At 44.5% G+C, this 13,617-nt stretch carries 12 protein-coding genes; 1 reads left to right on the top strand and 11 read right to left on the bottom strand.

The annotated features are described in order from the left end of the window. Positions 1–121 precede the first annotated feature (121 nt). On the bottom strand, positions 122–913 hold the full coding sequence (locus WJ238_RS11215; protein ID WP_256192980.1) for an HD domain-containing protein: 792 nt from the start codon (positions 911–913) through the stop codon (positions 122–124). 75 nt (positions 914–988) lie between these two features. Further along, the gene (locus WJ238_RS11210; protein WP_337606972.1) at positions 989–2,200 is read right to left on the bottom strand and encodes an MFS transporter; all 1,212 of its coding nucleotides are present in this window, start codon (positions 2,198–2,200) and stop codon (positions 989–991) included. A gap of 190 nt (positions 2,201–2,390) precedes the next feature. Between WJ238_RS11210 and WJ238_RS11205 the strand changes: the two genes are divergently transcribed. Continuing rightward, positions 2,391–3,287: an AraC family transcriptional regulator gene (locus WJ238_RS11205; RefSeq protein WP_337606970.1), complete on the top strand. Its 897-nt coding sequence runs from the start codon at positions 2,391–2,393 to the stop codon at positions 3,285–3,287. A 44-nt stretch (positions 3,288–3,331) separates the two neighbouring features. On the opposite strand, the gene WJ238_RS11200 is transcribed toward WJ238_RS11205, so the two are convergent. From WJ238_RS11200 to WJ238_RS11160, 9 genes are all read right to left on the bottom strand, one after another. Next, complete coding sequence (locus WJ238_RS11200) at positions 3,332–4,315, bottom strand: dipeptidase (RefSeq protein ID WP_316269714.1); 984 nt, start codon at positions 4,313–4,315, stop codon at positions 3,332–3,334. Positions 4,316–4,327: 12 nt separating this feature from the next. Then, a complete protein-coding gene (locus tag WJ238_RS11195; protein ID WP_337606969.1) occupies positions 4,328–4,933 on the bottom strand; it encodes a substrate-binding periplasmic protein in 606 nt (201 codons plus the stop codon). A gap of 134 nt (positions 4,934–5,067) precedes the next feature. Next, positions 5,068–6,114 carry a 2,5-dihydroxypyridine 5,6-dioxygenase NicX family protein gene (locus tag WJ238_RS11190; RefSeq protein ID WP_256192975.1) on the bottom strand — a complete coding sequence of 349 codons (1,047 nt, stop codon included), beginning with the start codon at positions 6,112–6,114 and terminating at the stop codon, positions 5,068–5,070. 66 nt (positions 6,115–6,180) lie between these two features. Further along, positions 6,181–7,506 (bottom strand): cytosine permease, encoded by a 1,326-nt coding sequence (locus WJ238_RS11185; RefSeq protein WP_337606968.1) that lies wholly within the window; start codon positions 7,504–7,506, stop codon positions 6,181–6,183. Between the two features lie 168 nt (positions 7,507–7,674). Continuing rightward, complete coding sequence (locus WJ238_RS11180; protein WP_337606967.1) at positions 7,675–9,309, bottom strand: PucR family transcriptional regulator; 1,635 nt, start codon at positions 9,307–9,309, stop codon at positions 7,675–7,677. A 172-nt stretch (positions 9,310–9,481) separates the two neighbouring features. Beyond that, positions 9,482–10,939, bottom strand: coding sequence for a xylulokinase (gene xylB, locus WJ238_RS11175; protein ID WP_337606966.1), 1,458 nt, complete (start codon positions 10,937–10,939; stop codon positions 9,482–9,484). Positions 10,940–10,949: 10 nt separating this feature from the next. Beyond that, positions 10,950–11,996, bottom strand: a complete 1,047-nt coding sequence (locus tag WJ238_RS11170; protein WP_230105069.1) for an NAD(P)-dependent alcohol dehydrogenase — start codon at positions 11,994–11,996, stop codon at positions 10,950–10,952. A gap of 108 nt (positions 11,997–12,104) precedes the next feature. Continuing rightward, positions 12,105–13,172, bottom strand: a complete 1,068-nt coding sequence (locus WJ238_RS11165; protein ID WP_230105068.1) for a sugar ABC transporter substrate-binding protein — start codon at positions 13,170–13,172, stop codon at positions 12,105–12,107. A gap of 63 nt (positions 13,173–13,235) precedes the next feature. Beyond that, positions 13,236–13,617, bottom strand: a 382-nt coding sequence (locus WJ238_RS11160) for an ABC transporter permease (RefSeq protein ID WP_524537000.1), incomplete at its 5' end; no start/stop codon positions are given.

The raw sequence follows: 13,617 nt of genomic DNA, 5'->3' as shown, positions 1-13,617 counted from the left end.
GTATGACGGCCGCTTGCCCGGCTTATCTGTTCGATACCGCAGGCAGCTCACGGCAAAGCCGTTCGCTGTCCGTTGCCAGGCAAATGTCCGTTCATGCAAGCATGACGGCCGCCTGCCCGGCTTATCGCGCAAAATGAAGGGTACCTGTATTCAGCCGTCCGTCAATATACTTCTCCAATTCTTCTGAAATCTTCCGCATTGTCGCCTTTGTCTCCGGGTTTGAATATGGAATCCTCCCTGCTATTTTTCCCACATAATTATTTTCTTTTACAATTTCCAGGCTTTCTTTAAAATTAAGATCATAAAAGTACGCCAGATAAGATACCCAGAAATCCATATCCGTTATCCGGTCCGAGGACAATATACTCTTCCCTTTTAAAATATCATCACGAACCTTTTCTGTAATCTTCTGTTCTCCAATTTCCTGTGCTGAAGCATTCATAAACGTTTCCAGCGGATCCTCTAATTTTACACGACAGTTATCCAGTTTATCTGCATCACGGATCAATCTGGCATGAAGCAAAGTCCTCTGATCTTCGATGCCGGACAAAATATAGTCACTGTGTTTCCGGATAGCCTCTTCTATAATAGAATCCCAGGTATCCTCCTCCAGAAAGCGCCGGATAAGCCCTCCTTTAAAAAGAATATCCGCTCCATATGCCGCATGATCCATTGTTTCCGGCAAAAAGCTGTCATACCGCTTCAACTGTTCAAATCTTCCGATATCATGAAGAAGAGCGATCATCTTCGCAAGTTCCCTGTCCTCTGCCGAAAGTCCCATCCTTTCTGCAATCTGGCCGCTTCTTGCCACAACACCATATGTATGAGTAATCTTCAGCTTTACTTTGCCGTCTGTCCGGTCATAATCATTCAGATACTGCTCAAATTCCATCCTTGCCTGATTATAGTCCATGCTGCCTTCTCCTCTTCCGCCCCGCTTCAAACGGTTTCTTAAGTCCGCTGACAGCGGTATTTTATCTTCCACCTATTATAGACGATATGTTCCGGCAGAACAAGCATTTCTGCGGGAGACAGATATTACATTCTGCAGTCTTTCATGCATATACAGCATGATACACAAAATGGCCAGCAAATAAAAAGGGAAAAGGGAAATACTGATATGATTTGCCATCAGCCCGAATACCGGCGGCATAAGGCAGGTTCCCACATAAGCAAACGCCATCTGGACACCGATCATGGCCTGGGATTTATCCGCCCCAAAGTACCCCGGGGTAGAATGAATAATAGACGGATAAATGGGCGCACAGCCAAGGCCGATAAAAATCAGTCCCAAAAGCGCGCTTCCATTTCCAAACGGAAGCAGAAGCAAGATAATTCCAAACAGAATAATCCCCTGCCCCAGCCGTATCATCTGTCTGTCATTCAATTTCAGCGTCAAGAACCCGGACAGCCCTCGTCCCACTGTAATTCCGATAAAAAACAGACTGGCAAAATTCGCGGCAGTTTCCGAAGGAAGCCCTTTATGCAGTACCAGATAACTGCTGGCCCAAAGGCCGGTTGTCTGCTCCAGGGCACAATAACAGAAAAAAGTAATCATAATTTCTTTGGCTCCGGGAATCCGTATGATCTGAGGCAGTGTCAGAACTTCTCCTTGTACCGTCCTCTCTTCCGCCTTGTCTTCTCCTCCGGCAGCGGACTTTGTCCAAAGAGGAAGACTAAAAAACAAAACAGCAGTTAAAATCAGCTGGAGAAACGAAATATAGCGGTAACCCATATTCCATCCCTGTCCGTGAAACAACGCAAATCCCATAATGTAAGGGCCGACAGACGCACCTACTCCCCACATACAATGAAGCCAGCTCATATGACGGCTGGCATAATGAAGCGCCACATAGTTATTCAACGAAGCATCCACACAGCCCGCCCCCAAACCATAAGGAACAGCCCAAAGACACAGCTCCGCAAAAGAATGACTGATAGAAAATCCAAACAATGCCGCTGCAGTCAGTAATACACTGAAAGCCGTTACTTTCCCTGTTCCCATCTTCCTGGTAAGGCGGTCACACTGCAGACTGGATACGATCGTCCCTGCTGCAATGATCATGGAAACAATTCCTGCATAAGAAACCGGAACCGAAAATTCCGGATACATACTGGGCCACGCGGAACCCAAAAGGGAATCCGGCAGCCCCAGACTGATAAATGCCAGATAAATAATCGCTAACAATAATTGAAACATTGTTTTCCTCCTGTCTGCTCCGGACTGCTTTGGATGTCCCCGCTCCGGCAGCCCGTCATACTTTCCGTCTCATAATATTAGCGACTTTTTCCTGTTGAAACAACCCAATTTTGGACATATAATATAAAAAAACCGACAATTGCAACAATAACGGATTTTGTAATACAAACCTGGAAAAGGAGGAACTTTTATGGCGCTTCACGAATGCGGGCTGAATCTGAACCGGGGATTAAAAGAACTCCAGATGCATGGCACCTTAGATTTCCCCTGTGCCGGTTATGCCGCTTTCTATACCGACAATCCGGAAGATACGATACCATGGCACTGGCATGAGGAAATGGAATTAGTCTATGCAGCAGAAGGAAGTATGGAAGTGCGAATCCCTTCCTCTTCTTTTTGTGTCAGGAAGGGGGACCTTTTTGCTATCAATTCCAACACCCTGCACTTTGCATCTTCCCTCGAAGGCTGTCTGCTTCACTCCCTTGTTTTTTCTCCCTCTCTTGTGACCGGAACAGACAACTCTGTCTTTGCAAAAAAGTATGTGCACCCCCTCCTTTCCTGCCCGTCCTTCTCCGGCTTTTTATTCCCATCGTCAAAGTACCCGGAAATCATCCGGGATTTCTGCGCTGCCTTTGAGGTCATGAAAAAAGAACCGCCTGGATTTGAATTTATTGTGCGGGAAAAGCTATCTTGCATCTGCTTTTTCCTCTCCCAAAAATTCAAAGAAGAGATGGTCATTTCTTCTTCCACTTCAGGTCAAAATGATCTGCGTATCAAAAAAATGCTGGAATATATCCATCAAAATTATTCCGGCGAAATTACTTTACCGGAAATCGCCAGGACTGCTGATATCGGAGAGCGGGAATGCCTGCGCTGTTTTCAAAAAACAATCCAGACCTCCCCTATTCAATATCTGTTGAAATACCGGAGCATGCAGGCTGCAGATCTTCTCCTTCGGGAACCCGAAAGAAGTATTTCTGATATATCTGTTTCCTGCGGTTTTGACAGTCCGAGCAACTTCGCCAAAGTATTCCGCCGTTTCTATCACTGCACACCTCGGGAGTATAGAAAAATGCCTGCAATCTGACCGGAATCATCCGGCCGGATTACAGGCATAAAAAGAAGGGTCTGTTATTTCCATACTGTCTGAAAAACACGATAAAAATTTTTATAGGCAATGGCATCTAACTGTTCCTGATTATATCCTCTCTTTTGCAGCACTTCCAGAAGATTTCCCGCTTCCGCTTCATTGGAAATCCCTTTTCCACTGGGAGAGTCCAAATTGGAACTGAAAGAGCCAAGCGCCTCTTCTTCCAGATAATCGTCAAAATCAAATCCCAGACCGATATGCTCAATACCGATCAACTCTGCAATATACTCTACATGATCTGCAAGGCGCTCTACCGTTTGCTTCTCGCGATTTTCATCTATAAATTCCCGAAGACTGTTTATTCCCGTCAGCCCTCCTGTTCTCGCAATTTCTTTCAGCATATCATCTGACAGATTTCTCATGGCAGGACACACAGATCTGGCATTGGAATGAGATGCGATCACCGGTCCCCGGGCCAGATTCATGATATCCCAGAATCCCTTGTCATTGATATGAGAGACATCCATCACCATCCCAAGTTCCTGGATTCTTCTTACCGCCTTTTCTCCAGCCTCTGTCAATCCTCGCCTTGGATCCCCCGGCCATCCGCTTGCAAGGGCATTCTCTTCATTCCATGTAAGCATGGCATGCCTTACGCCAACCTCGTCATAAAAGTAATTGATCAGGTCTATATCTTCGCCGATCTGACTTAGCCCTTCCATTCCTGTCACTGCATTGATTTTTCCTGCTGCTGTTCCTGCTGCAAGGTCTGAAAATTTTTTCACCGGATTTAAAATATCTGACGCATCTTGAAGTTCGCACTGGATACTCTCTACAATCTCTTTTGAACGTTTGACAGGATCTGCATCATACGGCGGATCGAGCCAGATAACGAATATCCCTCCGTTCACACCGCCTTTTTGGAATTTCTCCAGATGATACTTACGGAAAATATCTCTCTCTTTGTTTTTGATCCTTTTGTTGGTGACATCTGTCCATATATCTCCATGACCGTCAAAAATCATACCTTTTCCTCCTTATGTCTGCTCTCCGGCCGCATCGAAATCATCCCTTACTTTCTCTTCACGGAACATAACATATAACGGTCTGTAGTATGTCAGTGCAGGAGCAGGATACAACGTAACATTATCGGACATAAGATATTCTTTCACGCCCTGATCCAGCACTCCGAAATCAACTTCACCGTCATAAATTCCCTTAAGGACTGCCGCTGCATCTGGAAATTCCACTTTGCATGAAGCCGATAAGCTGTCAATCTCAGGACCATTTGCAAAATCTGCGATCACTCCCAGACGGTAGTTCTCCAGTTCCGAATAATTTTGAATGTCCTTTAATGTTTCATCAGCAGTCACCACTTCTGTTACAGCATCCCGAAGCTTCTTTGATAAATAAAATTTTTCCAGACGTTCCGGCGAATCCTGCGCCTGAAACAGAACATCCTGCTGGCCGCTTTCAAATTCAGGATAAATCTGATTCCAGGGTGCAATACAAACTTCCGTTTCATAGCCCGCTTTGTGAAGCCTTCCGGCAACAAGTTCATAATCTCTTCCTTTTACACATCCGTCCTTGTCAATATACTGATAAGGTGGAAAAGGATCTGCACATATTTTTAATTTTCTCATATTGCCTTCTCCTTTTCATTTCTAATTTTAATGGCAGATGCGGTATCACATCTGCCATTTTATACAGCCAATCAACAGCTGCAGTGCCCAAAGCCAGTGGGGGCTTATGAGCTTTGGGCGCTGCATATACCCTGCTATTTCCCTAACTTTTTCGCTAACTCTGCCAGTTCAGGTTCAATAAATTTGCCATCTTCCAGAATCTTCTTGTCATCCAGATAAATTGTACAGTTCAGACAGATTCCGTCGATATGGCTCTTTGCTTCACGGGGAGCTCCTCCGGAATAACAGGATCCCTGATGTCCGAATCCCCATTCTGTACTGCCCCATACACGTTCGTCCTCTGTCGTGCATCCTTCCAGTTTTGCATTTGGATTTACTCCGTAACATACATGTGCAGCTATGTACATATTCGGATCGTCCAGTTTCTTATAATAAGCGCGGAGAATATCTGCCTGCTCGCCGCCTTTGATTTCCTGGATCCTTCCCTCTTTTACGATATAGGATACCGGCTCTGTAAGGTGGCCAAGCTCTGCATCGCCTCCTCCGGAAATTGTTCCGTCAAATGCGATCACTCCTTCGATCGTCTCTTCCTTCGGAGCCCATCCGATCTGTCCGATGAGGAAATGTCCTCCTGCAAAACTGTAATCGCATTCATTTCCGATCGGGCGGTTCGGATCATTTTCAAACGTTACATCCGTGCCTGCCGCATTGGTAATCCTCATACGTTTTGTCGCTCTTGTCATTTCAGTTAATCTGTTCTGGAATGCCTGCTGTGCCTCAAGATCCACTTCTCCGATACAACGTACAATTCTCTCAATGCTAAGTCCGCCAAGCATAACCTGTCTTGTTCTTCCATTATTTACTGCCTTATCCCAGATTGGAGAATACAGAAGCCACTGATCATTCATTTCTACCCAGACATCTGTCTTATCCACACAGGCAATCAAGGGATCCGGAAGATAAGGCATTGTCAATGCGCCATATCCCTTCGGGGTGGAATGCCAGGCAACCATTGTTTTTGCTCCCAGCACTTCAGCAGCCTTTGCCATTTCTTCTACTACCCGAAAATCCGGTTTGGAATCTGCTGTAATCAGTACGCTTTCCCCTTTCTTTACCTGAATCAGATCATGCATCAATTTGTAACATGCATTTGCCAGTTCCAGTTCCATATAACTTGCCATAGTATTGTCCTCCTTATATATATAATTTTATTTTTTACATTTTGTTTTTATTTTTAATTTCCAATACTATTCTTCGATCTCTTCTTCTTCGATCTCTTCCCCTATGATTCCCTGTCCACTCTTACTGAATATTTTCATAAGGATCAGGTAAGCCACTACACTGACTACAAGAGAGTTGATAGAAGCAATTCCTGCTTTTACGGTAAATCCGACTATCATACCTATGATCATTCCTGCAAAAGCCCAAATATTTACTTTGCAGTACTTTGTTCCCGGCCCATACTCATAATGGCGATGCCGGATCAGATAGTAATCACATATGATCACACCTGCAACAGGCGGAAGCGCTACTCCCAGGACATTCAGCCATGTTGAAAAGTAATCCGCCAGCCCCAGGGTACCGGTAAGTGTTGCCAGAAGACCTGTCGCAATAACAATCTTCTTCTTTGGGAATGGCAGACAGTTGGATAATCCAAGACTTGCTGTATAAAGGTTATTGTCATTTGTCGTCCACTGTGCCAGGATCAGAATCAGAAGAGCTGCTACGCCAAGTCCCATTGCCAGGAACGCAACCGGGAGATCACTTTCTCCTGTTGTTGCTGTAATCAGATATCCTGACATAATAATAAATGTATTGGCAATCAGATATCCGAAAATAGTACCGCCCCAGGAGGCTTTCCAGTCTTTGGCATAACGGGTAATATCCGACTGTGCCGCTGCTCCTCCTGCAAAGGATCCTACAATAGTAACAATTGCCGTTCCTATCGTCATTGGTTCTGTAGGAACTACATTCTGTACAGCTGCCCAGCCGCCTGCTCCTTTGATCGCCAATCCGACACCGACTACAGAAAGAATGAAAATCAATGGAACAGCTATATAACTTAAAATATTTAATCCTTTATATCCGAAATAAGCGGTCAGCATCATCAAAATACCGCCCCAGGCTGCTGCTACATATTGAGATGTAATGAATCCTCCTTCCGGGAAAAGAGCTGACATTGTAGATCCAAAGAACCCTACCTGCACAGCATACCATCCTGCCATAACAACTGCTAATAAGATACCGATCACTTTGGATCCTTCTCTTCCGAAACTGTGGCGGGCCAGAATAGAAGATGACACTCCTTCTCTTGCACCTGCTGCCCCGATCAATCCTCCATAAACACTCAAAATAATATTTCCTACTAAAGTCGCAATGATCGCATCCCGAAAATTCATCCCAAATGCAATGGCTGAACCGGTATATAATCCGGACATACAGATACAAAATCCGGCACAGACAAACGCCACACTCCAAAAGCCTTTCTGTTCGGCTTCCGGCACTCGCTGCGTCGCATTATCATTTGACGAATGTACTGTTTTCTTTTCTGATACGTTGTTCACACTACCCATCTTCATTCCTCCTTACGTTGACTTTCCTTGTTAGTATACGCTGATGCCAGCACCGGTACTCTCTTTTGTTTATATCTTAACAAAACCGTCCGCCCTTTGTCTCCGTGTAGCCATACACAAAAAAAGGGCTGCTGTGTGCAGTCGCACACAACAACCCAATATCCATTTCTATTTTCCCTTCAAAATATCAAAAACGATCAGGAAATTTAAAAGGTGAGGCATCTCAAAAGGTGAGTAGCCCAACAATTCTATAATTTTATTCCTTCGCTGCAGAACTGTATTTTTGTGAACATACATCTGCGAAGCAGCTGTGTGAGTATTTCCATTATTTTCCAAAAGAATACGCAGTGTGTCAACCAGCTCCGTCCCATGTTCCTCATCATAGGACGCCACCGGGCCGATAAAACGCTGACATATCTCGTATGTCTCATCCTGAGCGCCCATTTTTCGCAGCTTCTGAAAGAAATAGACGGCATCATAAAAAATGACCTTATTCTCACCGTAATGCTCTCTTCCGATGACAGCAGCTTCAAAAGCCTGAAAATAAGCATCCGGCATTTTCGTCACCTCTGTGAATGAATTGCTGACACCAACGGAAACCGACAGGTTTGGCTTCCCCTGGAAAAGCCCCAGGAGCCTTCCGCAGAATTTTTTCATATCAATCTTGCTGTCCCGGTTATCCATAAACAGAATAATTGTATCGCTCCGAAGGGCGAGCCAGTTATCTGTATTATAAGATTTCATGAACTCTTCAATTTTGCCCAGCAGAACCCGTTTCACATAGTCCTGTATTTCCTGCTGTACTTTAGGGCTTGTCATCTGTTGGATAGAATTAATATTGATCAAAACAATACAATTCTTGTCCAGAATGGTAAGCCCCAACTCATATCCCCGTTCCACCGCTCTTTCATTGGAAGGGAAATTCCATACAAGAAGGTCCGCCGCATATTCCTGCACTGCCTTTTCTCTTAAATCTGCCATCCTGTTCTTTCGTCTGAGAATAAGAGAGCCCGATACCACCAAAGGATGGATCAGCTTTTCCTCCATTTCTTCAGAAAAGGTTTCATCATAATCTGTAATAAAAAGCCCGAACAAATTTTTCTGGGAACGGATCAGAACGATCAGACATTCCTTTCCTTCTATAGACTGCACTGTATAGCCTTTTTTACTGCATGCATAAAGAACATGATTGAAGTTGTATTTCAGGTACTCTTCTTCTTTTTGGATATCAGCATCATCCCTGTCGGAAAAAATAATTTTTCCATAGGTATCATAATAGGAAATGCGTTTTTCCAGGCGTTGATTCATCTGCTGGAAGACCACATTCATATTCTCCTCGTTAATGATCAGGTTAAGAAAATCATTTCTGATTCCCGTCTCATTGTTTGGCTCAAGTGCAGGTGCATTCTCCTTATAGAGAAGATTCTGGATCGGGTTCATGATCTCAATATAGGACACATCCTGGCGCGCCTGAATGAGAGGGAACCCTGCCTCATTACACAGATCGATAATTTCCTGATCTATCTGCTGGACCCATGTCCCCACATAACAGAGCACCAGTCCACAGCCCCCGTAATCGATCAAAGTCTGAATTACAACTTTCTGCTGTTCTACGTTGTCACAAATGGCATAAAATGCGGTAATGTAAAGCTGCTTTTTCAAAACCCAGTGTGAAATATTCCTGTCTGCTATTTCCAGAACACTTACACTCTCAATGGGAATATCCAATCCCTCTTCTCCCGCAACGACAGTTGCCCCGAATAAACCGCCGAATTTCAGGGCTTCTCTGATCGTCAGAGACATATTGACCTCCTCCTGTTCTTATCTAATCTGTCTCACTTAATCTAGCTACCCCTTTATTATAATCAGTATTTTCGAAGGTCACAAGTTAAGAAATGGCATAGAAATATCTTCCATGCCATTCTCTGTAAATTCCTTTTTTACTTTGTCTCCTGTCCAGAGACTTTTATTAATATTAGTAAAGATTTTTCACCGCCGGATAAATCTCTCTGAAACGCCGGTACTGACGTTCATATTTTTCTACTAATTCGGGTTCCGGCTCCACGGTCCGTACCACCTTTACAATCTTTTCTACCGCCGCTTCTACAGTGGGATATTCTCCGCATCCTACTGCAGCCAGCATAGCGCCGCCAAGCGCCGGTCCTTCTTCACTTTCTGTCTCGTCTACTTTCACATTCATGACATTAGCGATGATCTTCTTCCACAAGGAGCTTCTGGCTCCTCCTCCGCATATTTTCGTCCGGCTGACTGTAATGCCTAAGTTTCTTGCTGCTTCAAGAGAATCTCTCAAACCGAAAGCAACTCCTTCCAGAACAGCCTGGGTCATATCCTGCCGTGTAGTATCCATGGACATTCCGATAAACAAAGCTCTTGCCTTCGGATCATTATGAGGGGATCTTTCTCCCATCAGATAGGGAAGATAAAATACGGAGTTTTCTCCAAGATGCTCAATCTTGCTCTGTTCTGCTTCATAATCTTTTGTATTTAAGATTTCATCCATCCACCATTTATTGCAGGATGCCGCGCTCAGCATACATCCCATCAAATGATAGTAGCCGTCTGCATGTGCAAAGGAATGGATGCTGTTATATTGATCAACTCCGAAATTTTTACTTGATATGAAAACAGTCCCTGATGTTCCAAGGGAAATATTACAGCGTCCCTCTCCTACCGTTCCTGTTCCCACTGCTGCTGCCGCATTATCCCCGGCACCTGCCACAACTTTGACCTTCTCGGTCAGTCCGGCTTTTTCCGCCATTTGAGGGCGGAGCGTGCCTGCTACTTCATAGCTCTCGCAAAGCTTCGGAAGCATCTGTTCTGTGATTTGGCATATCTCGATCATCTCCTGGGACCAGCGCCGGTTTTTTACATCCATGAGCAGCATTCCTGATGCATCCGACATATCTGTACAGAACATTCCTGTCAGTTTATAGACCACATAATCTTTCGGCAGCATGATCTTAGCTATACGTTTGAAATTTTCCGGCTCATTCTTTTTCATCCAAAGTATTTTGGGGGCTGTAAAGCCGGCAAATGCAATGTTTGCCGTATATTCTGAGAGTTTCTTTTTTCCCACTTCTTCATTGAGATAGCGGGTCTCCTCTTCCGATCTTCCATCATTCCACAGTATGGCGGGGCGTATCGGACGATCCTGGTCATCCAACGTAACCAGTCCATGCATCTGCCCTCCCACACCTATTCCTGCAATCTGCTGCGAATCGTATCCCCTGGTAAGTTCCTGCAGCCCTTCCAGTGTCTTCTCCAGCCAGTCCTCCGGATTTTGTTCTGACCATCCCGGATGCGGCAAGAACAATGGATATTCTTTTGACACAATATTTCTTATAGTTCCATCCGCCTCCATTAAGAGGAGCTTCACTGCAGATGTTCCTAAATCCACGCCCACATACAACATAATTTTTCTCCTAAATTTTAATAACTGCTTTTACAAGATCTGTCTTATTGTTGACAGCCTCATCAAAGGCCTCCTGTATATTGTCCAGTTCAAATCTGTGTGTAACGATTTTCTTCACATCAATCGCGCCGCTTGCCACTGCTGCGATTGCTTTCGGATAAATATTGCGGTAACGGAATACACTCTTGATCTGTGCTTCCTTATCCATGATCTGTGCAAAATTGAAAGAAATCTCTTCCTGTGAAGAAATACCTACGAGAGTGATGGTACCACCTCTTCTTACAATAAACGGTGTCTGCGCGATGGTTACCGGAGAACCTGCTGTCTCAAATACCACATCTGCTCCTCTGCCGTTTGTAAGTTTTTCTATCTCTTTTAAGACGTCTCCATTTCCGCCGTTCACTACATAGTCTGCACCAAGCTCTTTTGCCTTTTCAAGCCGGGCATTTACAACATCAGATACGATAACAGTTCCTGCTCCGTGAGCCTTGCATGCAAGGAGAGTCACCAGTCCGATGCACCCTGCTCCAAGGATAACTACCGTATCTCCTGTCTGAACTTCACCCTGATTTGCTGCATAAAATCCAACGGAAAGAGGCTCGATCAGCGCACCTTCTTCTGTGCTCATATTATCAGGCAGCTTAAAGCACATATCTTCAGGGAAAGCGATATACTCTTCATAGCATCCCTGTACAGGCGGTGTCGCAAGGAACACTACATCCGGGCAGAGATTATAGTGTCCGGATTTACAAAATTCACACTTTCCGCATGTGATCCCCGGTTCCAGAGCAACTTTATCCCCTTCTTTCAGGCTCTTGACATTTGCTCCTACTTTTTCTACAATTCCTGCACATTCATGTCCAAGCATAAAATCTTTTTCCAGATCCACTTTGTAGGCGCCGCAGCTGCCGCTGTGGAAATAGTGTACGTCTGATCCGCATATTCCCACATACTCCAAATGGACAAGAACTTCGTTGTCTCCGATCTCAGGAACCGGTATCTCTTTTATTACCATTTTGTCGATGCCTCTCATGTAGGCCGCTTTCTGCATCTTCATACTCATTCTCCCTTCGTTCTTTTATAAAATATGCCTGACAAGCCGAGACTTGTCAGGCAACCATTACACATTTTATACGCCTGCTAAAGTCAGGACTTCTTTTCTGTTTTATGACAAAGTTCCGTCTTCTGAAATCTCGCCGTTGTCAATGTAGATCTGGATATATTCTTCTACATTATCTGCATTGATCTCCGGAGCGTCAACGTAATCGTTTACCTCTGTCACTTCCATTTCTCCTGTTACAACCTTATGAGCATAATCCATGTTCATTTCTGCCAGCTCTGCTGCATTCTGGAGTGCTGTGGATGTAAGAAGGCCTTCCTGGATCAGAAGACATCCCTGTGCAGTTCCGTCTACTCCATATGCGAAGAAACTTGTTGTTCCATCTGCATTTACATAGTCTGTATCTTTTCTGATTGCTTCGATAGCGCCGGCTGCCATATTATCATTCATAGAAATGATCGCATCAATATGTGTTCCGGACTGTACCCATGATTCCATGAGTGCCAGTGCTTCATCACTATTCCAGTTTGCATAGTCTTCATAAAGAATTGTTACATCTGGTCTTTCTTTGAAGAAGTATGTATCCCATGCTTCTCTTCTCTTTTCTGCATGGTAGTTTCCGGATGGTCCTCTAAGTACGACTACATTTGCATTCTCCGGTACTTCTTCTACTGCTCTTTCTGCACTTACTTTTGCCTGCTCGATCGGATCAGCGTCTACTGTTCCTGTTCCTTCCATTACGGAATCGTCATCGCTTCCGTCAAGGTCACTCTGATGTGTTGTCGGGTTTGTTGTAATAACCGGGATGCCTGCATCTACCAGCTGTTTTACATACGGAGCCTGTGCTGCATTGTTGTTAGACTGAACAATAACAAGATCATATTCCTGTGTGATACAGTCTTCAAGAAGACCGTTCTCTGTATTGTCATCTCCCTCACCGCTGACACAAGTCAATTCAATATCATCATACTGTTCAGCTGCTGCCTGCATCTCTGTTGTCATCCATGCAGCAAATGTATCGGCGCTTGCCCTTGCTACAAAACATACTCTGTACTTGTCCCCACTGCCCTCGCCGGAATCAGAAGATCCGCTGTCGCTGGAACTGCTGCACGCTCCAAGAGTTACTACCATGGCTGCGCTCAATAATACTGCACTGATTTTTTTCCATTTCATAATAATTCCTCCTCTTTGTTATTGATTGGTGATTTTAAAATAAAATGTGTAATGTATAATACGTTATTTTGAGGTTTCTTTCTTCTCTTCTTTTACAACGATTACCTTTTGCGTCTTTTTCGATTTGCTCATTACGTCGAAAGCTACTGCCAGAACAATGATAGCTCCCTGTACGATCTGCTGGATGTAGGAGTTGACACCCATCAGGTTCATAACGTTTTCCAGGAATCCGATGATGAATGCACCGGCGATAGTTCCGCTGACTGTTCCGATTCCTCCTGTAAATGAAGTTCCGCCGACGATCGCTGCTGTAAGTCCTGTCATTTCATAACCTACTGCTCCGTTTGGAAGTCCGGCATTATTTCTTGCCATGAAGATCATTCCTGCCAGACCTACCAGAAGTCCGTTTATGATATAGGACTTATAAATGCTTCTCTTGGAATTG

The organism is Claveliimonas sp., from assembly GCF_037273965.1.
Taxonomy (GTDB): Bacteria; Bacillota; Clostridia; order Lachnospirales; family Lachnospiraceae; genus Claveliimonas; species Claveliimonas bilis.
Note: the sequence above shows the minus strand (reverse complement) of the source record. Positions and strands in the feature narration are given on the sequence as shown.